22 protein-coding genes are annotated in these 22,370 nt (G+C 71.2%); 8 read left to right on the forward strand and 14 right to left on the reverse strand.

Annotated elements, in window-relative coordinates:
* Window positions 1–1,539, reverse strand: coding sequence for a condensation domain-containing protein (locus tag ACYVLT_RS38055; protein WP_461125009.1), 1,539 nt, complete (start codon window positions 1,537–1,539; stop codon window positions 1–3).
* A 550-nt stretch (window positions 1,540–2,089) separates the two neighbouring features.
* Here ACYVLT_RS38055 and ACYVLT_RS38060 point away from each other — a divergent pair.
* Window positions 2,090–3,016, forward strand: coding sequence for an IS630 family transposase (locus tag ACYVLT_RS38060; RefSeq protein ID WP_461125010.1), 927 nt, complete (start codon window positions 2,090–2,092; stop codon window positions 3,014–3,016).
* 138 nt (window positions 3,017–3,154) lie between these two features.
* Here the strand turns inward: ACYVLT_RS38060 and ACYVLT_RS38065 are convergent, their stop codons facing one another.
* Window positions 3,155–3,751 carry a hypothetical protein gene (locus tag ACYVLT_RS38065; RefSeq protein WP_461125011.1) on the reverse strand — a complete coding sequence of 199 codons (597 nt, stop codon included), beginning with the start codon at window positions 3,749–3,751 and terminating at the stop codon, window positions 3,155–3,157.
* Between the two features lie 189 nt (window positions 3,752–3,940).
* Window positions 3,941–4,789 (reverse strand): AfsR/SARP family transcriptional regulator, encoded by an 849-nt coding sequence (locus ACYVLT_RS38070; RefSeq protein WP_461125012.1) that lies wholly within the window; start codon window positions 4,787–4,789, stop codon window positions 3,941–3,943.
* 459 nt (window positions 4,790–5,248) lie between these two features.
* Here ACYVLT_RS38070 and ACYVLT_RS38075 point away from each other — a divergent pair, with 459 nt between their 5' ends.
* The 3 genes from ACYVLT_RS38075 (at window position 5,249) to ACYVLT_RS38085 (ending at window position 8,807) form a co-directional block, all read left to right on the forward strand.
* Window positions 5,249–5,662, forward strand: a complete 414-nt coding sequence (locus tag ACYVLT_RS38075) for a hypothetical protein (protein WP_461125013.1) — start codon at window positions 5,249–5,251, stop codon at window positions 5,660–5,662.
* Between the two features lie 258 nt (window positions 5,663–5,920).
* Entirely contained in the window at window positions 5,921–6,109 is a 189-nt protein-coding gene (locus ACYVLT_RS38080; RefSeq protein ID WP_461125014.1) for a hypothetical protein, read from the forward strand.
* 88 nt (window positions 6,110–6,197) lie between these two features.
* The gene (locus ACYVLT_RS38085; protein WP_461125050.1) at window positions 6,198–8,807 is read left to right on the forward strand and encodes a CHAT domain-containing protein; all 2,610 of its coding nucleotides are present in this window, start codon (window positions 6,198–6,200) and stop codon (window positions 8,805–8,807) included.
* A gap of 15 nt (window positions 8,808–8,822) precedes the next feature.
* Here ACYVLT_RS38085 and ACYVLT_RS38090 read toward each other — a convergent pair whose 3' ends face one another.
* Complete coding sequence (locus ACYVLT_RS38090) at window positions 8,823–9,545, reverse strand: MerR family transcriptional regulator (RefSeq protein WP_461125015.1); 723 nt, start codon at window positions 9,543–9,545, stop codon at window positions 8,823–8,825.
* Between the two features lie 60 nt (window positions 9,546–9,605).
* Between ACYVLT_RS38090 and ACYVLT_RS38095 the strand changes: the two genes are divergently transcribed.
* The 3 genes from ACYVLT_RS38095 (at window position 9,606) to ACYVLT_RS38105 (ending at window position 11,148) form a co-directional block, all read left to right on the forward strand.
* The gene (locus ACYVLT_RS38095; protein ID WP_461125016.1) at window positions 9,606–10,307 is read left to right on the forward strand and encodes a hypothetical protein; all 702 of its coding nucleotides are present in this window, start codon (window positions 9,606–9,608) and stop codon (window positions 10,305–10,307) included.
* A gap of 108 nt (window positions 10,308–10,415) precedes the next feature.
* Entirely contained in the window at window positions 10,416–10,835 is a 420-nt protein-coding gene (locus tag ACYVLT_RS38100; RefSeq protein ID WP_461125017.1) for an STAS domain-containing protein, read from the forward strand.
* An 82-nt stretch (window positions 10,836–10,917) separates the two neighbouring features.
* Complete coding sequence (locus ACYVLT_RS38105; protein WP_360462229.1) at window positions 10,918–11,148, forward strand: hypothetical protein; 231 nt, start codon at window positions 10,918–10,920, stop codon at window positions 11,146–11,148.
* Window positions 11,149–11,159: 11 nt separating this feature from the next.
* Here ACYVLT_RS38105 and ACYVLT_RS38110 read toward each other — a convergent pair whose 3' ends face one another.
* Window positions 11,160–11,585, reverse strand: a complete 426-nt coding sequence (locus tag ACYVLT_RS38110; protein ID WP_461125018.1) for a DUF6292 family protein — start codon at window positions 11,583–11,585, stop codon at window positions 11,160–11,162.
* A gap of 191 nt (window positions 11,586–11,776) precedes the next feature.
* Window positions 11,777–12,439, reverse strand: coding sequence for a transcriptional repressor LexA (gene lexA, locus ACYVLT_RS38115; RefSeq protein WP_461125019.1), 663 nt, complete (start codon window positions 12,437–12,439; stop codon window positions 11,777–11,779).
* An 87-nt stretch (window positions 12,440–12,526) separates the two neighbouring features.
* Here lexA and ACYVLT_RS38120 point away from each other — a divergent pair, with 87 nt between their 5' ends.
* On the forward strand, window positions 12,527–13,198 hold the full coding sequence (locus ACYVLT_RS38120; RefSeq protein ID WP_461125020.1) for an enoyl-CoA hydratase-related protein: 672 nt from the start codon (window positions 12,527–12,529) through the stop codon (window positions 13,196–13,198).
* A 121-nt stretch (window positions 13,199–13,319) separates the two neighbouring features.
* Here the strand turns inward: ACYVLT_RS38120 and ACYVLT_RS38125 are convergent, their stop codons facing one another.
* The 8 genes from ACYVLT_RS38125 to ACYVLT_RS38160 form a co-directional block, all read right to left on the reverse strand.
* Window positions 13,320–14,543 carry a putative PEP-binding protein gene (locus ACYVLT_RS38125; protein ID WP_461125021.1) on the reverse strand — a complete coding sequence of 408 codons (1,224 nt, stop codon included), beginning with the start codon at window positions 14,541–14,543 and terminating at the stop codon, window positions 13,320–13,322.
* A gap of 333 nt (window positions 14,544–14,876) precedes the next feature.
* Window positions 14,877–16,745, reverse strand: coding sequence for an FAD/NAD(P)-binding protein (locus tag ACYVLT_RS38130; RefSeq protein WP_461125022.1), 1,869 nt, complete (start codon window positions 16,743–16,745; stop codon window positions 14,877–14,879).
* Between the two features lie 395 nt (window positions 16,746–17,140).
* On the reverse strand, window positions 17,141–17,434 hold the full coding sequence (locus tag ACYVLT_RS38135) for a hypothetical protein (RefSeq protein WP_461125023.1): 294 nt from the start codon (window positions 17,432–17,434) through the stop codon (window positions 17,141–17,143).
* Window positions 17,398–18,396 carry a carotenoid oxygenase family protein gene (locus ACYVLT_RS38140; protein ID WP_461125024.1) on the reverse strand — a complete coding sequence of 333 codons (999 nt, stop codon included), beginning with the start codon at window positions 18,394–18,396 and terminating at the stop codon, window positions 17,398–17,400. Before ACYVLT_RS38140 ends, ACYVLT_RS38135 begins: the two co-directional genes overlap by 37 nt.
* A gap of 350 nt (window positions 18,397–18,746) precedes the next feature.
* On the reverse strand, window positions 18,747–20,354 hold the full coding sequence (locus ACYVLT_RS38145) for an acyl-CoA carboxylase subunit beta (RefSeq protein WP_461125025.1): 1,608 nt from the start codon (window positions 20,352–20,354) through the stop codon (window positions 18,747–18,749).
* Complete coding sequence (locus tag ACYVLT_RS38150) at window positions 20,351–21,373, reverse strand: SDR family NAD(P)-dependent oxidoreductase (RefSeq protein WP_461125026.1); 1,023 nt, start codon at window positions 21,371–21,373, stop codon at window positions 20,351–20,353. Before ACYVLT_RS38150 ends, ACYVLT_RS38145 begins: the two co-directional genes overlap by 4 nt.
* Window positions 21,374–21,407: 34 nt before the next feature.
* Window positions 21,408–21,914 carry a flavin reductase family protein gene (locus ACYVLT_RS38155; protein WP_461125027.1) on the reverse strand — a complete coding sequence of 169 codons (507 nt, stop codon included), beginning with the start codon at window positions 21,912–21,914 and terminating at the stop codon, window positions 21,408–21,410.
* The gene (locus ACYVLT_RS38160; RefSeq protein ID WP_360462205.1) at window positions 21,911–22,369 is read right to left on the reverse strand and encodes an acyl-CoA thioesterase; all 459 of its coding nucleotides are present in this window, start codon (window positions 22,367–22,369) and stop codon (window positions 21,911–21,913) included. The genes ACYVLT_RS38155 and ACYVLT_RS38160 overlap by 4 nt, the downstream gene beginning before the upstream one ends.
* Window position 22,370 lies beyond the last annotated feature (1 nt).

Genomic DNA, 22,370 nt, shown 5'->3' on the forward strand with positions numbered 1-22,370 from the left:
TCAGCGTTCCGCCGCCCGGGCCATCGCCGCGGCCCATTCGGCCAGCAGGCTCGCGGCCTCCTCGGCCGGGTACTCGACCGGCGCGTACTCGCAGACCAGTCGCGGCGTCTCCCCCGCGTACCGCTCCACCTCCAGGCCCAGGCCGGGGTACGGGCGGCCGCGCACGGCCAGGTCCTCCACCAGCCGGGTGCGCGAGAGCGTGGCATCGCCGCCCAGCGAGACCTCCAGCGCCTCGTACCCGACGGGGTGGCTGAACCACAGGTACGGCGTGCTGCGGCGGATGATCTGCGCGTCCGGGCTGAGCGCTCGCATGAGATCCCGGCGCGCCACGACGTCGTGCTCGACCGCACCGAGCACGCGTTGTCGCACCTGCGCCAGGGCGACGTCGAAGTCGGGCGTGCCGACACCGAGGTCGAGCGTCATCTCGTCGGCGAACAGGCCGATGACGTTCTCGCTGCCGGGGGCGCTGCGCCGGGAGGCGGCCGTGTTGATCCCGATCCGCTGCGGTCGACCGATCTTGTGGTGCAGCGCCACCAGCAACGTCGCGAGGTAGCCGATGAGCGGTGTGGTCGCCGCCTCGCGGCAGCGCTCGTGCAGGCGGTGCAGCACCGCGGGGTCGAGCGGGTGCTCGGCGCGGGCGGCGGCGGGGACCGCGTCGGGGACGCGTTCCGCGAGGCCGGGCAGGTCGATGCGCGGGTAGGGGCCGAGTTCGCGCATGACCTCGCGCCAGTACGCCACGGTCTCCGGGTGGTCCCGCACGGCGGTGCGCTCGGCTTGGGCGTGCCGGAGGAAGCTGACGAACGGTTCGTCGGGATCCGCGGGGGTGCCGGTGTAGCACCGGGCCAGCTCCTTGAGGAAGACGCGGATGGCCTCGCCGTCGAACACCAGGTGCTCGAACAGCACCAGCAGCGCCGAGTGCTCGGGTCCGCCGTCGTAGTGCACGACCTCGGCCAGTGAGCGGCGCGACTCGCGGAACGCGCGGAACCGCAGCCTCGCCCGGGCCACCAGCTCCTCGGTGGACCACTCCGGGTCGCGCGGCTCGGCGCTGAACGGGATGAGGCCCGGTGCCGGTGGCCTGAGCCGCAATCGCCAGCCCTCGTCGGTGTCGACGAACTCCAGGCGCAGGGACTCGTGCCGGGTGGTGAGGTCGTCCAGCGCGGCGCGCATCCGGTCCGGGTCCACCTTCCCGGTGAGGTGGGAGAGGAACGCGACGAAGCTGGGCCGGCCTCGTTCGAGCATGACCTCCTGCAACACCGACGGCATCCACAACGCGTCCGACGCTTCCACTCCGGCCACCGCGGTCCGCTCGAAACGCTTGGGTCGCTTGGACATCTCCGAGATCGTCATGCCCGCCAGGACGTCGCGCACCGCCACGTCGAGCCCGAACGACCGCCGCACCCGGGCGACCATCTCGCCGGCCAGGACCGACGTCCCGCCCAACGCGACGAAGTTGTCGTCCACGCCGACACGCGGCAGGCCGAGCACGCCCTGCCACAGGCTCGCGAGCTCTTGTTCGAGCGGGGCCGCACCGCGGTCCATCCACATCACCTCGTGCTCGTGCGGTCGGGGGACGCGGGCACCGGGTCGGGTGGACCCGGTGGCGCAGCGCAAACAAAGCAAACGTGCCGTGAGGCGGCCGTGGCCTAGGCGTCACGCGGGTGTGAGGCGGGCGGTGCACGGTCACGTGACCGGGCCGGCGCAGGGGTCGGTGTCGCCGGTGTCCGACGGGCGAACGGGCACCGGCACGCCCACCGGCTCAAGGCCCGGGCCGACCGGCACGAGCCGTCGGCACGGGGCGAGCACGGTCGGAAAGGCCGCTGACCGGCCGGGGTCACACCTCGGCGTCCCGCCCGCGCGCCCGTGGGCCGTGCGGCGGTCCACCGGATGTGCGGACCGGGTCGGCCTAGTGCTGCATCTCGGAACGTTGACCCGGTAATCGCCCCGTTGGGCTGACCGTCCAGGCTGGTCCTCCCATGTCGATTGGGAGGTGGTCGTGGGTCGTCGTCCGGAGGTGTTCGTCCGGCCGTTGTCCATGGAGGAGGGCCGGAAGTTGGCCCGGGTCGGTCGGACCGCGAAGGACCGGGTGCGGTTGCGTCGGGCGATCGTGGTGTTGATGTCGGCCCAGGGTCAGGCGGTCCCGGACATCACGTCGTTGATGCAGGTCAGCGCCGACTATGTGCGTGATGTGATCCATGCGTTCAACGAGCGGGGGTTCGCGGCGCTGGACCCAAAATGGAGCGGGGGACGTCCCAGGACGATCGGTGAGGCGGTCCGTGAGCGGATCTGCCTGATCGCCCGGACGTCCCCCGCCTCCTGGGGCATCACGGCGTTCTCGACCTGGTCGCTCGCGAAGCTGCGCGACCACCTGCTCGACCGCGGCACCGTCGCGACGATCAGCCGCGAGACCCTGCGTCGCATCCTGCATGCAGGCGGCGTGTCCTGGCAGAGCACCTCCACCTGGAAGACGTCCACCGACCCGGACTTCATGGTGAAAATGCACCGGATCCTGGACCTCTACGACCATCCGCCGGAGCAGGGGCGGGTGATCTGCGTCGACGAGGTCGGGCCGCTCAACCTCCAGCCACGCAAGGGCAAGGCATGGCGGCCGACCGGGGCGCCGCGCCGATTACGGGCCACCTACAACCGCCACCACGGCGTGATGCACATGCTCGCCGCCCTGGATCTGACCACCGGGAAGATCCACTACCGCATCCGCCGTCGCAAGCGGCACGGGGAGCTTCTGGAGCTGCTCAGAAGCCTGCGGACACGGTGGCCGGACCAACGACTCCACCTGGTCATGGACAACTTCTCGCCCCACCGCCACCCCGATGTCCACGCCTGGGCCGCCGCCAACGACGTCGAATTGGTGTTCCTGCCGACCTACTCCAGCTGGTTGAACTGGATCGAGGCCGAGTTCACCGCCCTGCGCTACTTCACCCAAGACCGGCTTCGCCACCGATTCACCCATCCGCACCTGGACCGATTACCTGATCAAGGTTGCGTGACGCAGCACTAGCTGGGTCTTTCAGCTCAGGCTGAGGCGCGTTGACGGAGGTTTCCGCGAGGGCGTCCCATCCCGCAGAGCCCAACCGTGGGGCGGACCCGGTCGGCGCGGTGCTCATGGCTCATCCGTGCCGAGCGGTGCGTGGTCCCCCTACCCTTCCCGGTTCGACCAGGACAGGAAATCCGACCAGAACGCTGCTGTGGCGGCAACGACGTGCCGCTCCTCGTCGGCTCTGCCCTGCGGGCCGCCGAACTCCTGGTGCACGTAGTCGATGAGGTCGTACCCGTAGGGGATGATGTCGGCGCCGCGGATCGACAACACCGGGTGAGCGAATGTCGCCTGGCCCGCGGGCAGGTAGCGATGGGAGTAGACCGGAACCAGCTGCGGCACTGACGCCAAGTGCGCCCTCGCGCCGGCTACGGCGTCGGTCTGCCGGGCAGGGCGCGTGCCCCAGCTCGGATGCCAGAAGTCCGCCTCCGCCACCGCGAATACCACGTCCTCGACCGGTCTGTCGAGCCAGGAACGAAGCTGTGCGGCGTTGCCGTGGCGCCAGTCGGGCCATGCCCCTCCCGTGGGCAGCCCCGCCGCGAGAAAAGCGCGGTGGTCGTCGGCGAACGCGAACCCGAACCGCGCTTCGATACCGGTCAACTCCTGCTCCGTCAACCCTGGGCGGATCTCGGCGCGTCCGAGCCGGGCCAGCAGGCGTGCGGCCTTGGCGCCGAGACTCACCCCGAACGGATTGATCATTTGTGCAGGTTACAGCCCCATGGCGTGCAATCAGGGCGCAAGAGCTGCGAGTTCGTCGACGCGCAGAAGATGTACGACGCGCATCGGAGCGATCGTCAGCACCGCACTCGCCCCGCTCGACATGGGAGGACCAGCCTGGACCGTCAGCAGACCGAGCCGATTACCGGGTCAACGTTCCGAGATGCGGCACTAGAAGGCCGCGGTCTGGCGGAAGCCGATCGCCGCGCCGCCGCGCCACTTGGTGCCGACGGCGTCAGCCCGTTCCGGCTCACCCAAGAGCCGGAGGAAGTCGTCGGAGGGGGCGAGGCCGAGTTCGGTGCGCAGGAGGTCGACGTACGCCGAGTGCTGGCGCCGCGCCTCCAGCTGGCTGCCCTCCGCCAAGTGCGCCTGGATCAGCAGCCGGTACGCGCACTCGCGGAACGGGTCGACCCGCACGGCGCCGGCGGCCGCTTCGATCGCCGCGCCGTGCCACCCCAACGACAGGAGCTTCTCGGCGAGGGTTTCGAGCGCGTGCACCCGCAGCCGGCGGAAGCGCTCGCGTTCGGCGGTCAACCACTCGTCGTCACCGATGTCCTCGGCGATGTCCTCCTGGAGGTTGCTGCGCATGATCTCGTCCAGCTCGCCCTCGCCGATGTGCGCCGACTTGTCGAGCAACCGGTGGGCGACGCCGGAGGTCCGCTGGACGTCGACCTCGACGTGGGCGCTCAGGCGGATGTCGTACTGCGAGGCGTCGACGACACCGCGGCAGCACTGCTGCAACCGCCACAACGCGGACCGGAGGTTCGCCATCGCCTTGGCCCGACCGGTGTCCGGCCAGAGGGTGCTCGCCGCCTGGACCCGCGGCACCTGACGGGACCGGATGGCGAGCAGGGTCAGCAACCGCTGGCCGGTGAGCCCGACCGTCACCGGCCGCCCGCCCGAGGTCAACTCGAACGTGCCCAGCACGCGCAAGGCCATCGGCGCGTTCTCCGCGTGGTGCGTGCCGTGTTCGAGGCAGGTCGGACAATTGTCCGCGTCGGTGGCGGCGCGATTGGACAACACATGGCTCCACATGGCGCCTCTCCCCCAGGCCGTCCAACGCAATGACATATCCGCGTATCCGTCTATCCGTTCATCCGGAAGTATGGCATTGAACAACGGTGTTGTCACGCACGTCACCTGGCCGCCCGACCGGAGACGCTAGTGACGACGTACCACCGCACGTAGGGCCGAACAGGTCAATGTGCTGCAACGTCTCCACTATCGCCCTTTCGGCCTACAACCACCGCGATGTCCATTCAGGACCGTATTCCAAGATCACCCCGCCGCCTTGCGTGATAAACAGCGGTATTCCAAGCGCGCGGTATTCCGGGACGCGAATACCGACCTCCTCGCATCGCCGTCCGCGCGGGTGCGACCACGCCGTGATCGAACCGGGATCGTCGTCCGACATCACGGCGGGGTAACGGTTGCCGGGCCCGCGCACGGGGTCGCGGGCGCCCATGTTTGCTGTGCGCCATGAACACGAAGGTCGCGTCCGTGCTGCTGGCCCTGGGTCTGACCGCTTCCCTGGTCGCGTGCGCCGACAACGAGGACAAGTTCGTCGAGGAGTTGAGGGCCGCGGGCTTCGGCAACGTCGGCGAGCCGCGCAGCGAGTCGGAGAAGAAGTCGAAGAAGGTCGGCAAGCGGACGGTCAAGTCGTCGCAGAAGGTGCTCGAGGTCACGGTGCGGGTCAAGGGCTGTGACCTGGAGTTCGAGAAGGTGTCCGGCCAGTCCGGCTACTGGCTGGACGAGCTGCACGTCGGCGGCCGCGAGGTGGACTGGCCCGGCTACCCGGAGAACCTCAAGCAGCAGGACGTGGTGAGCGCGTTCGCGGGCGACCAGCCCAAGCCGGACGGCTTCAAGGACTGCTACCGGCCGAACGAGGCCTGATCTCGGCGGAGGTGAGGGCGCCTCGCCACTCGAACGGGTGATAGTCGGCCGGGGTTCAGGCACGGTCGGAGTGCACCGCCTACCGGATGTGTGGAATTCACTCTCCATCGTTAGGCCGTTGTGCCACTATTGCCCTGTTCGAGCGGTACGAGGGGTCCGCCGAACTTGACTCAGCGCAGTCGGTTGAGTCGCAAGTACGGCCAAGACAGATCCCAGGGGAGGGAGATCATTTTGTCTACGCCAACGGAAACCGAGTTCTTGGAAGAGGAAGTCCCGCAGGAAGGCACGCAGGACGGCGCGCAGGACGACACCGCGGCGCCGGTCGTGCCGGAGGTCGAGTCGGACCAGCACGAACACCACCACCACGAGCACGACCACGAGCACGAGGACGGCGAAGTGTCGCCGATGTGCTCCGGTGGGGGCTGCGTGACGAAGACGCCGGCCTGACCTGTCAACCGTGATGCGCCCGCCGACCGGGTCTCCCGGTCGGCGGGCGCTTTCCCGTCGCATTCTGTGATGTCATGGACAGGTGCCAGTGACCGTCACCCGTGACGAAGCCGTTGTCATCCGTGCAGCGAGCGAACTGCACCGCCGAGGGGTGGACGCGTCGTGCGCCGGCAGGCACCACGACGCGGTGCGATTGTTGCGTCGCGGACAACGCCTCGCGGAATCGGTCGAACCGGTCGAACCGGACGTTCGGTCGGATTGGTACGTGACCCGGATCCGGTTGTCGTCGACGCTCGCGGCGCTGGCGGCGGAGTCCTCCGGCCCGGCCGCCGGGCTGGACGGGCTGGCCGAGGTGCGCCGCCTGGTCGAAGACGTGGCGGATCCGCTCGTGAAGGACGAACTGCGCGGCGGCGTCGAGCACAACCGCGGCCTGCTGTTGCTGAACGCAGGGTTGATCGAGGACGCCATCACCGTCTTCGACTCCGCGCTCGACCACTGGGAGCGCCGGCTCGCGGCCGGCGCGGTGACGCCGTCGCTGGTCGAGTCGATGGTGAAGACGCTGTGGAGCAGGGGCACGGCGCACACCCGGCTCGGGTCGGTGCGCCAGGCGCGGACGGACCTGACCCGGGCCTTCGCGTTGGCCACCGAGCACGGGCTGATGGACCGCGCGGCGGACGCGATCCACAGCCTAGGCCTGCTCGACCTGCGGGTCGGCGACGTCCCGGCGGCCCTGCGCCGATATGAGCACGGCGAGCGCTCGTACCACGAGCAGGGGCTCGACGTGCCGGTGCTGCTCGGCCTGCACCGGGCGCAGGCGCTGATGGCGGCCGGGCTCGCGGACGAGGCGGGCAGCCAGCTCGACGGCACCCTCCCGGTGATGCGAGCCGAGCACACCATCACCAGGAACCTGGCCGACGTGGAGCTGTACCGCGCCGTGGCCGCGTACATGACCGACGACCTCGACCTGGCCCGCACCATGGCGACCTCCGCCCGGCAGCGGATGCGCCGCTGGGGCTGCGAGACGTGCGTCGCGAACGCGACGCTCATCGGCCTGCGCGTGGACACCCGGCTCGCGTTGCGGTCCGGCCACGTCACGCGGTCGCTGCCGCGGCGGGCCTTGCGGTTCGCCGACGGGTTGCCCGAGCCCAGGCTCGCCGAGCAGGCGGCGCTGGCGCGGATGCTGGCGGTGCGGTTGGAGATCCGGCGCGGTGACCTCGACGCCGCCGCGGCCATCCTGGACCGGGTGCCGCGACCCGGGAAGCTCACGCCGATCGACTACCGGATGCTGCGCCGGCTGTGCCGGGCCGAGCTCGCCGTCGCCCGCGGCCGGCGCGCGGTCGCACTGGCCGAGATCAGGGCCGGTCTGACCGACCTGGAGCACGTGCGCGACCGGATGGCCGGGCTGGAGCTGCTGTCCGGGACCGCGCTGCACGGCCGGGAGCTGACCGAGCTCGCGGTCCGCCTGGTGCTCGACGGCGGCAACGCCCGCCGGTTGTTCTCCTGGTTGGAGCGCACGCGGGCGCAGACCTACCGCTACGAACCGGTGACCCACGTCGACAACCCCGAGCTGGCCGAGCGGATCGCCGAGGTCCGCAGCCTCACCCAGTCGATCCACCAGGCCGAGCACGACGGCCACTCGACCGCCGTGCTGCGCAACCGCCGCGCCGAACGCCTGCGCGAGGCCAACCGGCTGGGCTGGCACACCGGCCGGTGGGGCAGCCCGCGCCCGGTCGCCCGGCTGACCGACGTGATGGCGCGGCTGGGTGACCGGGCGCTGGTCAGCTTCGCCTCGTCCAAGGACTGCCTGGTCGCGGTGGTCGTGGTGGACTCCGACGTGCGGCTGGCCCGGCTCGGGTCGGCCGAGCAGGCGGCGGAGAGCGCCCGGATGCTCAACGCGGACCTCAACGCCCTCGCGCCGGACCACCTGCCGGAGCCGTTGGTGCGGGTGATGTCGACCTCGGCCCGCAAGCAGGCGGACCGGCTCGACGCGCAGCTGATCCAGCCGTTGGCGGAGCTGGTCGGCGAGCGCGAGCTCGTCGTCGTGCCGACCGGGGCGCTGTACGCGGTCCCGTGGGGCGTGCTGCCGTCGCTGCACGGCCGGCCGACCGTCGTCGCGCCGTCGGCCACCGCGTGGCTGGTCGCCGATCGCGCCGAGACCGCGTCGACGGGGCGGACCGTGCTGGTCCGCGGTCCCGGGCTGCCCGCCGCGGTCGGTGAGATCGACAAGCTGGGCGCGCACTACACGACCGCCGCGCTGATGTCGGGCGGGCAGGCCACCGTCGCCACGGTGCTGGAGGCGCTGGACGGCGCGGAGATCGCGCACCTCGCCGCGCACGGCGTCCACGAGCCGGAGAACGCCTTGTTCTCCCGGCTGGAGCTGCGGGACGGACCGCTCTACGCGCACGAGATGGCAGGCCTGGCCCACCCGCCCCGGCAGGTGGTGCTGGCCGCGTGCGAACTGGCCCTGAACCGGATCCGACCCGGTGACGAGCCGCTGGGCTTCGCCAGCGCCCTGCTCGCCAGCGGCTCGCAGATGGTCGTCGCCCCGCTGAGCCGGGTGGGAGACCAGGCGTGCGCCGCCGCGATGGACGACTACCACCGCAGCCTGGCCGCCGGCGCCCGACCGTCCGTGGCGCTCGCGGACGCCATCGCCGTCGACCCGCTGCGGCGCCCGTTCGTCTGCCTCGGCAGCGGGTAGGCGCGGTCCTCGGGTTCACCGGCGCGGACCGGGCCCGGCGGGGCGCACCGGGATCTCCAGCACCGTGGCGGTGTCACCGTCGGCGTCCACCAGGTGCTCCTCCACGGTCGGGCCCGCGACGACCAGGTCGTGGCGGCGCACCCAGTCGAACAGCTCCTGCCCGGCGTGGACGACGCCCCGCGTCGGCGGGACCACCGCGCGCACCACGCTCCGGGCGGGCAGCGTGAGGGTCTCGCCGCCGCCGCCGGTCGCCACGGCGGCGACGAACCCGTCCGCCGGGCGCTCCTGGAGCCAGGTCACCAGCGTGGTCGGGGACGAGCACCAGGCGCTCAGCTCGGACGGGTGCGCGACGTCGAGGTAGTGGACGCGCAGGCGGCGCGCGGCGACGTCGGTCTCCTGCGGCAGGATCGAGGTCTCGACCGCGAGTCGGTCCTCGGCGGCCGCCACGGCCGTGGCCATCGCGGCCATGTCACGGCGCAGGTCGTCGACCGTTTCGGCCAGGGCGGCGCGCAGCTGCGCGTCGGGCGCGTCGACGAGGTCGGCGATCCGGCGCAGGGGCAACCCGAGGCGGCGCAGGCCGCGGATGCGCTCCAGCCGGGTCAGCTCCGCCGCGCCGTACCAGCGGTAACCGGAGGCGGGATCCACCGCGGCCGGGCGCAGCAGCCCGATCCGGTCGTAGTGGCGCAGGGTCCGGTCGGAGACCCCGGCCATCCGCGCCAACTGCCCGATGCGCCACACGCGGCACTCCCCCTCGGGGGTTGACCTTCCCCCTGCGTCAGGTTCCTACGGTCGCCTGCCATGGACACCACTCACCAGACCGCGATGACCCGGCTCACGGGTGTGCTGATGACGACCGCGTTGACGGCCATGGTCGCCGGTGCGGCCATCGTCGTGCCATCGGGGTTGACCCTGAATCCCGCCGACCCGGCCGCCGCGTTGGCCGCGGTGCGCGCCGAGCCCTGGTTGCACCGGATCGAGCTGGGCCTCGACGTGGTCGGCTGGGTCGCGCTCCTCGCCGCCGCGCTCACCCTGGCCGCCCGGTCGGCCGCGACCGGACCGCGCCTCGCGCTGCTGCCCGCCGGGCTGCTCGCCGGTGCCGGGTTGGCGGGCGTGCTGCACGACGCGGGCAACCTGGCGCTGACCGGGTTGGCGGCCCGACCCGGTGCCGCCGAGGTGGCCGTGGCGGTGCTGCTCACGGCCAAGTGGATGGTCAACCTGGCCGGGCTGCTGTGGGTGGCGGCGACCGCGGCCGCCGTGCTGTGGGTGCCGGTGTGGGGCGGTGTGCCCATGTCGGCCGGGATGCGTCGGGCCGGGGTGCTCGCCGCGCTGTCGGGCCTGGTGGCGGTCGTGCTGCCGTGGACGACCGGCGCCGACGGCCTGTCCGCGGCGGCCGAGCAACTCGGCTACGCGCTCCACCTGCCGATCATGATCTGGTACGGCGCGTTGGCGTGGCGGGACCTGCGGCCGCGACCGGGCGGTGCGGTCGACGGCGGCAGGTAGCCGGGTCTTCGTCACAGCCGACACCGTCACGTTGGCGGTGTCGGGCGGCCGCCGAACGGGTAAGGGTGGAGGACGGGTCCGGGGCCGGAGTCGGTGCGAGGGAGCGACGTGCACGGGGATGTCGATCAGCCGTCGGTGACGGTCGAGGACGTCGGGAACGACGGCGTGGTGGTCGCCGCCGTGCACGGCGACCTCGACGTCGACACCTTCCGCCAGGTGCGTGAAGCGCTGTTCACCTGCCTCAACGGCCGCGCCTCCGCCCTGGTGGTCGACCTGGGCGACGTCGGGTTCTTCGGGTCCATGGGCATCGCGGTGCTGGTGGAGGCGCGGCAGCGCGCCGACGTGGTGGGCGCCGGGTTCTCGGTGGTCGCGGGCCGGCGCACGGTGGCGCGGCCGATCCGCCTGACCGACACCGGGGACCTGCTCCGGTTGCGCCGCACCCGGGACGAGGCGTTGACCGTCGTGCGCGGCCGGTCCGGGCACGACGAGGACCCGGGGGACGCCGAGTTCTCCTGGTGGTCCTCCTGAGCCCGCGCCTCGGACCGGCCCGCTGAAGGACTCCGCCGCCGCCCCGGCTCCACTACGCTCGACGGGGTCGGAGGGAGAGGCCGTGACGGACGAGGAGCTCGTGGTCGAGTTCGCCCTGACCCGGTTGGACAACCCCGGCCTCGACCTGGAGGAGATCGCGGCGCTCGTGGTCCGCCGGGTGGGTCCCGACCGGATGCTCCACTTCGCCGCCCGCAACCTCGCCGCCCGGGGTGAACTGCGGGGCGCGGCGTTCCCGTCCGCCGTCGAGCACGTGCTGCGGGTGGTGTTGACGCTGCGCGGACCCGCCGACTGACCGCGCGTCGACTAGGGGACCGTGGCCGGCGCGTCGTCGTCGGCGTACTGCACCAGCAGGCGGGCCAGGCCGTCGTCCGCGGGCATGGCGGGCGGCTCGGGGCGGTCGGGCCGGCGGCCGGCGACCAGGTCCGAGACGAACACCGTGACCGCCTCCGGCGACGGCAGCACCGGAGGGCCCAGGTAGGTCAACGCGACCAGGTCCGCTCCCCGGCCGACCTCGATCCCCGCGCACCACCCGGTGTGCTCGTCCCAGACGAGCGCCAGGTCGTTGTCCGGGTGCCGCGGCAGTCGCTGGTCCAGGGCGATGTAGGCGGTGGCGTCCGGTGCGCACTCGTACCAGCACGACTCCAGGTCGATCCCCAGCCTCCGGGCGATCAGGCGCAGGTACTGCCGCAGGCCCCGGTCCTCCGGGCCGTCCGCCTCGATCCCGACCATGCCGACCTCCACCCGCGCGACCAGCGCGAACGCCCTCGATCCAGGCCAAGGGCTCCGTCTCGATCGGCTCAGTCTGCATCCACTCGACGACCGAGGGCATTAGACCGATCGGATGAGAGAAGGTGACGCCGCGTGTCCGCCGATCGCCGTAGCGCGAGGTGTCGAACGCCGAGGTGTCAGACGCTGAGCTGTCAGACGCTGCGGAGCACCGACACGACGGCGCCGAGCACGACGGCCCGGTCCCCGTCGATGACGTCGTAGGCCGGGTTGCGCGGTTCCAGGAAGACGTGCCCGTTGCGGCGCCGGTACACCTTGACGGTGGCCTCGCCGTCGATCATCGCGGCGACGATCTGACCCGAGTGCGCCTCCTGCTGCTGCCGCACCACGACGATGTCGCCGTCGCAGATCGCGGCGTCGACCATCGAGTCGCCGCGCACCCGCAGGCCGAAGACGGTGCCGCGCCCGGTGAGCCCGCGCGGCAGGGTGAGGACGTCGTCCACGTGCTCCTCGGCCGCGATGGGCGTGCCCGCGGCGATGTGACCGACCACGGGCACGGACACCGAGTCGTCGGCGGACTCCCGCGCGGACGGCTCGTGCAGGAACAGGCGCACGTCGATCGGCCGCGACACGGTGGCGCCGCGCCGCAGGAAACCCTTGTCCTCCAAGGCCGCCAGGTGCTTGGACACCGATGACGACGACCGCAGGCCGACCGCGTCACCGATCTCCCGCGTGCTCGGCGAGTACCCGTGCCGGACCACCCAGTCGCGGATCGCCGCCAGGATCCGCTGCTGGCGGGGCGGCAGGGTGGAGGTGTCCAGGTGCTCGAACGCGTCAAGATCGTCGTAGGCGGTCACCTGCGGGATGATAGAGCGGGGTGACGTCCGCCGTGACGGCGACTAAGTTACCGACTGGTAGCACCATCCGACCCGGAGGAACCCGCCATGCCGACGCTCGACCGCCAGGACGAAGTCTTCACCCTCGACATCGGGGGCACCGAGAACCGGTTCCACCCCGACTGGATCGCCTCGGTCGGCGCCGCGCTGGACGAGGTGGAGCGGGCGGAGGGCGCCCGTGCCCTGGTCACCACGGCCACCGGCAAGTTCTTCTCCAACGGCCTCGACCTGGACTGGTTGACGGCCAACGGCGACCGGTACCACGAGTACGTGGTGTCCGTGCACGACCTCTTCGCGCGGGTGCTGTCGCTGCCGCTGATCACGGTGGCCGCCCTGCAGGGTCACACCTTCGCCGCCGGTGCGATGTTGTCCCTGGCGCACGACTTCCGCGTGATGCGCGCCGACCGCGGTTTCTGGTGCCTGCCCGAGGCCGACATCGACATCCCGTTCACACCGGGCATGTCCGCGTTGATCCAGGGCCGCCTCGCGCCGCGGATCGCGCACGAGGCCATGACGACCGCCCGCCGCTACGGCGGCGAGGACGCCCTGGCCGCCGGCATCGTCGACCACGCGGTCGAGGAGCACGCCGTGCGGCCGGCCGCCGTCGGGATCGCCGTCGCGCAGGCGGGCAAGGCGGGCCCCACGCTGGGCACCATCAAGTCCCGCATGTACTCGTCGGCGTTGGAAGCGTTGCGGGACAAGGACAACCCGCTCGGCTGATCCGCCACACGGGGTGGCCTCCGACCTGGGGGTCTACATCGGAGGCCACCCCGGGCGCAGCACCGGACCGTCCGCCGTGGCCGCGGCGCGGTCGTGCTGCGGAGGGCGACCGGGGAACCCGTCACCGTGGTTCGCGCGCCTCCCGGGCGAGTTGCTCCAGTTCGGCCGTGCACATCATGAACCGGTCCGCCGGCAGGTCCTTGAAGTAGAACGCCACATCCGCCCCCAGGGCGAACACGTGGACGGGAACGCCCGCCCGCCGGCCCGCCTCGACGGATTGGCGCAGCCCGGACATGACGGCCGGGTGCCTGGTCTGGTAGGACGAGGCGACCCGGTGGTTGCCCCGGTCCGCGGCGAGGTAGAACTGCGTCAAGTCCTTGGTGCCCATGAAGATCTCGCTCGCGCCGGCCGCGCAGAACTCGGCCGCGGAGTGGACCGCGGCGGGTGTCTCGACGAAGACCGACAGGGGCACGTCGTCGGGCAGGTCGAGCCGGACCCGCAGGCGCAGGAACTCGTCCTGGTCGTTGATGAACGGCACCGCGAAGCTCAGCCGGTCCACGTCCGGGCCGAGCTGTTCCCGCACGTAGGCGCGCAGCGCCCGGAAGGCGTGCGGGTAGTGGGGTTCGTTCAGCAGCCACCGCGCGCCGTGCAGGCCGAGTTCCGGGTTGGTCTCGTGGTCGACGTCGACCACGCTGGTGATCTGGGCGGCGTCGTCGGACCGCAGGTCGAGCAGCCTCATCACCAGGCGTTGGCCCGGGAGCAGCTCCTTGACGATCGCGCACAGCTCCGCGCCGATGGCCGCGCCGTAGCGCTCGGCCTCGGCGACGCCCGCGCGGAGCGCGTCGAGCGGGCTCAACCCGGACGACAGGCAGACGAACTCCTCGCGGATGAAGAACGAGGTCACCTGGTCGACGCGGGGGGTGATCGCGTTGGTGGTCTGGATGTCGGTCGCGTCGGCGATGACCACGCACACCGAGCGGAGGTCGTCCGGGGTGATGGTCGGGAACTCCGCGGTTTGCCCGAGGGGTTCGATGTCACCGAGCGTGACCGATTCGCGATCGGTCCGGACGGTCACGTGACCGACCAGCCCGACCAGCTCGTCGTGGGGCACCCGGAGCACCGGGATTCCCCGTGAGCGGCACAGGGATTCCATGTGACCGGTTCGGCCGCCGCCGGAACACACCACGGCGGCGGACCGCACGATGGTGTCGTAGAGCTCGGGGCCGAGCGAGTCGACCACGAGGACGGAACCGGGCAGGGGGCGGCCGGTGTGATTGACGACGCCGCGAACGCTCGTCGTCGGCGAACCGACGAGCAAGACCCCTGGAATTTCGCGCGGGCTCACGGCATCCTCCTACCGAATGCGGTCGGTTTGCGGACAGGGCCAGCGAGTCGGCCAAGCTGCCGACCTTCGAGGCCGACGTCGGTTTGCGCGACGTCGGCCCCGGGTTTGCGTCGAACACGTCGGGCCATGACACGAGCTTCGCCGTGATGCGACCCGCCACGCATCTTCTCGTGTGCGAGGTCCTGGTCCATTCGAGCGAAATCCGTTCCGAACACCGGTCGGCTCGCGGCGTTCGAACAGGTCAGCGCGGTCCGGTGCTGGGCAACGGCGGAGTAGCCGCCACCTCCGGATGTGCGTAGAAATAATGGCGGAGGGCTGAGCGCCGAGCGGGGCTCACCCGATCGGCTCCACCGATCCCTCAAGTCCGAGCACGAAACGGAGCTCGCGCGGGGTCACGGAGAGGTCGGTCATCTTGGTGGTGGCCGCCGCGCTCACCGCGAACCGCACCTCGCGATCGGTGACCGGAGTGCCGTTGCGCGTGGCGATGTCACGAATTCGCTGGATATTCCTTTCGAGGAGGACAGCGAGCGATTGGCGGTCGGCATGGCTCCGGGTGGCCATTCGGCGTACGTCGAGCATGACCGAATGCGAGAAGGTCTCGGTCAATTCGGGGTCCGCCGAGTCGGACAACGTCCCGACCAGTTCGCGGGTCCGCTCGTCGTAGCACGATTCCAGCCGGTGCAGCGTGGTGGCCGCGACCTCGACGGAGTGGTTCTTGATCGCGGCCAGGTTGAAGGTGAACGCACCGGTCCGGCCGTTGCGCACGATCTCGTCGCCCTCGCGCGGGCTGCCGACGACCGAGACGGCGGCGGACGGCGAGCCGTCGGGTCCGAGGAGCCTGCCGCAGGTGTCCACCTCGACACCGCGCCCGGTGCGTTCGTGCGCGACGGCAACCCCGCTGCGCAGCAGGTTCGCCCACAGCGTCGAGTCGGCGCGCTCGTAGTTGGACTCCCGCCCGAAGTTCGAGACGACGAGGTCCGCCTCGATGGTGTGCGTCGCGTCCGGAGCCGCCACGGACAGGACGAGCCTGCCGGACCCGGTCGCGCTGATGTGCTGCACCCGTCCCGTGGTGAGCACGACCTGCCCGCCCTCGACCATCGCCGCCTCGACCACGTCGGTGGTGTAGGCCATGGCGCTCACCCGCAGCACCGCCAAGAGGCTGCCGTAGCTGTCCAGCAACGCGCGGAGTTCGTCGGTGGGAATGCGCTCCAGGACCGCCGGGAGGTACGGCTCCCAGGACTTCGCCACCCGTTCCGTCACCACGTCCGGCGATACTTCGGGGTGCTCGCGGGTGACGATCGCGCAGGCCCGCTCCCATTCCTCGCGGAACCGGCGGATGAATTCCTCCCGACCTTCGTAGGTGTCACCGAGGAGTTGCGGTGCCGGCAATTCCAGTACGTGGTGCCGGTGGTCCGGCGGATAGGTGCGGGGCGTCAAGCCGGAACCCGAAATCATGTGGATCCGGCCTTCGTGGCCGCGGCGCAGCAGGAGCGTTGCCGAGTCGTACGCGCTGAGCAATGTGCCGATGATGGCCACGACGCCGTTCTTCGGGATTTCGAGGAGCCGCTCGATGCCGCTCTTCGAATACGGGCTCCGCACGAATGCCGGGTGTTCGAGCACCTCCGCCGCGAAAGCCGGGTACTTCGTTTCCAGACCGGTGGCGAGGACCACGTGGTCGGCGTCGATCACGCCGTTTCCGGTTTCCTCCCCGCCGGCCGGCATGACGAGGTCCTCCACCACGACGCGCGCCCAGTCGTCGAACACCTCGACGTCGACCGCTTCACCGTCGGCCTCGACCAGCGTCACGCCCTCCGCCGCTTCCCGCACCGCCTCGGCCAGGCGGCTGGCCAGGTAGTCGGGGTAGATCCGGCGCGGCGCGGGACCGGATTCGGTGAACTTGAAATCGCGCCAGTCCGCCGGCCAGTCCGACCGGTCCGCCTCGTGGTTGGCCCAGCTCACGAAGTCGTCGACGTCTTCGCGGAATGCCGACATGCGGCCCGCCTGGATGTTGAAGACGTGATACCAGTGATTGCTCTCGCGCTGGTACGCCACCCCGGAATTCCGGTATTCCGGACGACGTTCGAGCAACACCACCTCTAACGGCTCGCGGGCGAACCGGAGAAGGCGGATGGCAGTCGCGGTACCGGCCAAACCCGCTCCTACGACGACAACTCTGCGGAACCGGTCGAAGTTTTTCACCATGCCACCTCTGTCCCCTCTGGCGCTACCCGCCGAAGTCGGCGCGGCCCGGCCGAAGCCGTGCCGCGCCGCACCGCGCATTGGGTTGATCGACCAGCAGAATACCGGCGATCAGGTGAGATGAACGAGCCGAGTGGCGCGCGTGACCCAATCGTGCTTCGGATTTCATGTGCGCCGCAGCCGGGGCCGGTCGCCGGATCCTCCGAGGTCACCGCACCGGAGCGGGACCGGCGGCGGACGAGGAGTTGATCGCGGTGGATACCCGCGCATTCCCGAAGGCATTCGCACACGGGCACTTGACAATTCCGCGTGAGGTTGCAAGGCGTCGGAGCACGGCAGCGTAACCGCAGTATTGCGGACAGATTGCGTCGGCAGGGGCCGTTGTTCCGACAGGGCCGTCAGGATCCGTCCGACCGCGGCGCGGGGCCTGCGGCGGTGATCCGGCTGCGGAGGTCGGCGAGCTCGACCGCGACGGTGATCCGGCCGCGGAGGTCGAGGTCGGCGTGGGCGGCTTCGAGGTCGTCCCTGGAGGCGAACGGGCGGTACGGGGTGGTGGGCGCGACATCCGCCCCGGCCCCGGTGGGCCCGGACTTCTTGCGGTGATCGCCGTCAGGCCACCCGGCGACGGCGCGCCGGCCGAACCGCGGGCGCGGGGTCAGGCCGCGGCGCGGTCGGTGAGCCAGGTGGCGCACTGCGACGCGCGCACCGCGAACGGCAGCCGCACCACCGCGACCGGCGGACCGGCCAGGTCGGCCGCGTCCAGCACCAGCACCTCGTCGCCCGCGACGACGACGACCCAGCCGTCACCCTCCTCCGTGCCGCGCGGCACGAACACCGGCTGGCCGGGGGTGACACCCAGTTCGCGCCGCCACGTGCAGCCCAGCGCCACGTCGTGGCGGACGATCGCGGTGCCCGACGTGCCGAAGACGAAGCGGTGCCTGCGGCCCGTCATGCGGTGGTCGACGCCGCCGACGTCCATCGCGGGCAGGTCGATCCGGCGCACCGCCCCGGTGGCGAGGTCGAGCGTGTGGCGACGCAGCACGCCGGGCGCCCACACCGCGTCCACGACCACCCGGCCGAGGTCTTCGTAGGCGTTGACCAAGGACAGCACCTGGCCCTCGCCGACCTCGAACCAGGTCGGCCGGCCGTAGGCGAGCAGGCCGATGCGGGCGGGGCCGGTGGCCGGGCCGGAGTACGGGTCGCGCACGCCGACGAGGTCGGCCGCGCGGCTGTAGTAGGGCGCCGAGTCGAAGACGACGACGAAGCGGTCCGTGACGCCGATCGCGCGCATCCGCGGCGCGCCGTCCAGCGGGAAGGGCTCGGCGCGCAGCACGTCGCCGTCCGGGCCGAGGGTCACGTGCTCCGCGTAGCCGAGCTCCGGGTGCGACATGGCCGTGTGCCACTCCGCGCCGTCGTAGACCGGGCGGGCCATCGTGGCGCCGGAGGGCCAGTCGGCCGGCGCGAGGCCGGCGGGCCGCGGGCCGCGGTACCACCGCGCGCCGTCGGGGCCCAGGTGGACTCCGGACACACCGTACTTGCCGGACCAGACGATGGCACCGTCCAGCTCGGCGGGCAGTGCACCTCGCACCACCAGCGCTTCAGCGGCTTCCCGCACCGACGCGACCACGGCCACCACCCCGTCCGGAGATTCCATAACACTGTCTTGCTTCTATTTATAGCGGCGTTATGGAACGTCGTCAAGTCGAACGGCCCCGCTCCGGCAGGTATACCCACATGGCGTATTGCCCCTACCCGGCGACGACCCGTAGAACACCGCGACCGACCGGCCGTCACCCGTTCGCGCGGTGCTCTGACCTGCGCATTCCGGGTACCCGGCGCAGGGAGGTGCCATGCGTCCGCGCCGGAGTGCCGAGAGCGCCCAGGCGCTGTCGGATCGGCGGGGACAAGGGATGCGGCGGACGCACTGGGGATGGCTCGGACGCACGACGGCACCCCACCGGGCTGGTGGGGTGCCGTCGTGGAGTGCTGTCGTGGAGTGCCTCGTTACAGCGGCACGTTGCCGTGCTTGCGCGCCGGGGTCGGGCGGCGCTTGTTGCGCAGCATCTCCAGGCCACGGGCCACCGCGGACCGGGTGTGCGACGGGTCGATCACGTCGTCCACCAGGCCGCGCTCGGCCGCGTAGTAGGGGTGCACCAGTTGCTCGGAGTACTCCGCTATCAACTCCGCCCGCAACACGTCCGGGTCGGCCGCGGCCGCCAGCTCCTTGCGGAAGATGACGTTCACCGCCCCTTCCGCGCCCATCACCGCGATCTCGTTGGTCGGCCAGGCCAGCGACAGGTCCGTCCCGATGGACCGCGAGTCCATCACGATGTACGCCCCGCCGTAGGCCTTGCGCACGATCACCTGGATGCGCGGCACGGACGCCTCGCAGTAGGCGTAGAGCAGCTTCGCGCCGTGCCGGATGACGCCCGAGTGCTCCTGCGCCGTGCCGGGCAGGAAGCCGGGCACGTCGACCAGCGACACGAGGGGGATGCCGAACGCGTCGCAGAATCGCACGAACCTCGCGGCCTTCTGGGACGCCTCGATGTCCAGCACACCCGCGGACACAATCGGCTGGTTGCCGACCATGCCCACGACCGCGCCGTCGATCCGGCCGAGCGCCACGACCACGTTGCGCGCCCACCCCTCGTGGACTTCGAGGAACTCCCCGTCGTCCACCAGTTCCTCGATGAGCGTGCGCATGTCGTAGGGCTTGTTGGGCTCCACGGGCACGATCGAGGCGAACTCCGGCCGCACGTCGTCCACCGCACCCACCGGCTCGTAGGCGGGCGGCGGCTCCAGGTTGTTCGACGGCAGCATCGACACCAGGTACCGGACGTCCTCCAGGCACGACTCCTCGTCGTCGTGCACGAACGACGCCACGCCGGACAGCTCGCCGTGCACCGCCGCGCCGCCCAGCTCGTCGTGGCTGACCTTCTCCCCCGACACGGCCTGCACCACGTCGGGACCGGTCAGGTACATCTGCGCGGTACCCCGGACCATGAACGTGAAGTCGGCCAACGCCGGCGAGTACGCGGCGCCGCCCGCGGACGGTCCGAGCACCACGGCGATCTGCGGGATGACACCGGACGCCGCGACCTGGCGGCGGAAGATGCCGCCGTAGCCGTCCAGCGCCATCACGCCTTCCTGGATGCGCGCGCCGCCGCTGTCGTTCAGGGCGATGATCGGCGAGCCGGTGTCGACGGCCATGTCCATCACCTTGTGGATCTTCGCCGCGTGCGCCTGGCCGAGCGAGCCGCCGAAGATGGTGAAGTCCTGCGCGTAGACGAACACGCGCCGCCCGTCGATCGTGCCCGAGCCCGCCACCACGCCGTCGGTGTGGGGGCGGTGCTCGGACACCTTCAGCCCGTGCGCCTGGTGCCGCCGGTACAGCTCCACCTCGGTGAACGAGCCCTTGTCCAGCAACATCTCCAGGCGTTCACGCGCGGTGCGCTTGCCCAGCGCGCGCTGTCGGCGCACGGAGTCGGCGTTGGACACCGCCCGGTCGCGCAGGTCGTCGTTGCGCTCCCGGAGCAGTTCCATGGTGCGGATCGGCAACTCGGGCCGGAAGTCCGAGTGGCCGTTGACGTGTTCGATCCCTGAAGTGGTCATCGGCGTCCTGCCTGGCGTTCGGTCAAGGCTCCGGTGTCGGCGAGCCACCGCACGGTGTCGGTGACCGTGTCGGTGAACGGGCGGGGCTTCAGGTCGAGCGTGCTCGCGGCCGGGTCGACCCGGACCGCCGCGCCGACCGTGGCGATCGCCCCGTACTCGGCGGGGATGTGCCACGGCCAGGCCGGCTGCACCAGGTCGACGAACCGCCCGACGGGCGTCATCATCGCCGGGGGCAGGAAGACCGCGGGCAACGTCCGCCCGGTGGCCTCCCTGATCCCGTCCAGGTACTCCCGCATGCTCAGGTAACGCCCGGGCCCGAAGTGCCGCCCGACCGAGCCCGGCCCGGTCGCGTCCGGGGACAGCAGCGCCAGGTGCAGCGCCGCCGTGTCCCGGACGTCGCCGATCTGCAGCCCACCGGCGGGCCACATCGGCATGATCCCGCGCAAGGTGTTGCGCAGCCGCTCGGTCTGGTCGCCGAGCTTCGGGTCGTGCGGCCCGAGGAGGGCCGGCGGGTAGCTGACGACCACCGGCGCCCCCTCGTCCTGGTGCCGCCGCGCGATGGCTTCCGACGCGGCCTTGGTCGCCGCGTACGGCTCGCGGGTCGTGCCGACGGGCGATTGCTCGCGGATCACCCGCACACCGGGGCTGAACAACGCCGCGATGCTCGACACGTGGACGATGCGCCCCGCCCCGGCACGGCGGGCGGCGCCGAGCACCACCTCCGTGCCGTGGGCGTTGGTGCGCACCATCTCGGCCCGCTTGCGCCGGTCGAACGAGTACACCGACGCCGCGTGGACCACGGCGTCCGCGCCGCGCACCGCCGCGGCGACCGACCGCTCGTCGGTCACGTCACCGACCACGACGTCCAACGCGTCGGGTGGCACCTCCAAGGGTCGCGTGGCGGCTTCCACCGCGTTCGCGTCCCGGACCAGCAGTCGGACCCGGTGGCCGGCGCGCACGAGCTCCGCCACCGTGTGCGAGCCGACGAGACCGGTGCCCCCGGTGACGGTCACCAGCATGTGCACTCCTTCCCGATGCGAGCGGACTTGGACGTCAGACCCGGTGGAACGCGCTGCCGTAGAACAACAACGCCTCCGAGCCCGCGCCTCGGCTGCAGCCGAGGACCTGGCCCACGAAGATCGTGTGGTCCCCGCCGTCGTAGACCTGCACCAGCTCGCACTCCAGCCAGGCCAGTGAACCGTTCAGCAGCGGCGCGCCGGTGTGCGGCCCCTCCATCCAGTCCACCGCGTCGAACTGCTCCTGGCCGAGCGGCCGGCGCTTGTCGGCGAAGTACTTCGCCGTGTCCCGCTGGTCGGCGCCCATGATCGACACGCCGAACCGCTTGGTGTTGCTGATCGCCTCGTGCATCACCGCCGAGTGGGAGATGCAGCACAGCACGAGCGGCGGGTCCAGCGACACCGAGGTGAACGAGTTCGCCGTCATGCCGTGCGCGTGCCGGCCACCGACCGTCAACACCGTGACCCCGGTCGCGAACAGGGACATGGCGTCCCGCAGCGAGGTCTCCTCCATCGTGGGTGCCGCCTCGTACATGTCCGTCATCCCCCCAGCCCGGCGCGGGCCAGCACCGGGGCCTCGGCGTAGGGCGCGAGCGCCTTGCGCAGATCTTCCGGCACCCGGGAGGGAACCGTGTTCGTGTTCGGGCCGCGCATGCACGCGATCCGCTGCCTGCCCTTGGCGACCAGGACCTCCTGGCCGTCGGTGACCTTGACGTAGTCGAAGCTGAACTGGATCTGCGTCTGGGTCAGCTCCTCCAACCGCATCCGCACCGACAGCTCGTCGAACAGCGTGATCTCCGAGAAGAACTCGCACTCCACCTTGAGGGTGAACAACTTGAGGTCGTCCTGCAGGTCCGCCAGGACGCTCGGCGCGTTCTCCTTGAGGAACATCTCGCGGCACCGCCCCTGCCAGCGCAGGTAGTTCACGTAGTACACGTTGCCGACGAGGTTCGTCTCCTCGAAACCAACGATGTGGCGGATCTCGTAGTAGTTCGACACG

This window comes from Saccharothrix stipae (assembly GCF_054781895.1).

Excerpts from the sequence above, each read along its gene's own strand:
- ACYVLT_RS38055 (WP_461125009.1), bottom strand. The coding sequence starts at position 1,539 with ATGGACCGCGGTGCGGCCCCGCTCGAACAAGAGCTCGCGAGCCTGTGG.
- ACYVLT_RS38065 (WP_461125011.1), bottom strand. The coding sequence starts at position 3,751 with ATGATCAATCCGTTCGGGGTGAGTCTCGGCGCCAAGGCCGCACGCCTG.
- ACYVLT_RS38075 (WP_461125013.1), top strand. The coding sequence starts at position 5,249 with ATGAACACGAAGGTCGCGTCCGTGCTGCTGGCCCTGGGTCTGACCGCT.
- ACYVLT_RS38095 (WP_461125016.1), top strand. The coding sequence starts at position 9,606 with ATGGACACCACTCACCAGACCGCGATGACCCGGCTCACGGGTGTGCTG.
- ACYVLT_RS38110 (WP_461125018.1), bottom strand. The coding sequence starts at position 11,585 with ATGGTCGGGATCGAGGCGGACGGCCCGGAGGACCGGGGCCTGCGGCAG.
- ACYVLT_RS38120 (WP_461125020.1), top strand. The coding sequence starts at position 12,527 with ATGCCGACGCTCGACCGCCAGGACGAAGTCTTCACCCTCGACATCGGG.
- ACYVLT_RS38130 (WP_461125022.1), bottom strand. The coding sequence starts at position 16,745 with ATGGTGAAAAACTTCGACCGGTTCCGCAGAGTTGTCGTCGTAGGAGCG.
- ACYVLT_RS38140 (WP_461125024.1), bottom strand. The coding sequence starts at position 18,396 with ATGGAATCTCCGGACGGGGTGGTGGCCGTGGTCGCGTCGGTGCGGGAA.
- ACYVLT_RS38145 (WP_461125025.1), bottom strand. The coding sequence starts at position 20,354 with ATGACCACTTCAGGGATCGAACACGTCAACGGCCACTCGGACTTCCGG.
- ACYVLT_RS38150 (WP_461125026.1), bottom strand. The coding sequence starts at position 21,373 with ATGCTGGTGACCGTCACCGGGGGCACCGGTCTCGTCGGCTCGCACACG.
- ACYVLT_RS38155 (WP_461125027.1), bottom strand. The coding sequence starts at position 21,914 with ATGACGGACATGTACGAGGCGGCACCCACGATGGAGGAGACCTCGCTG.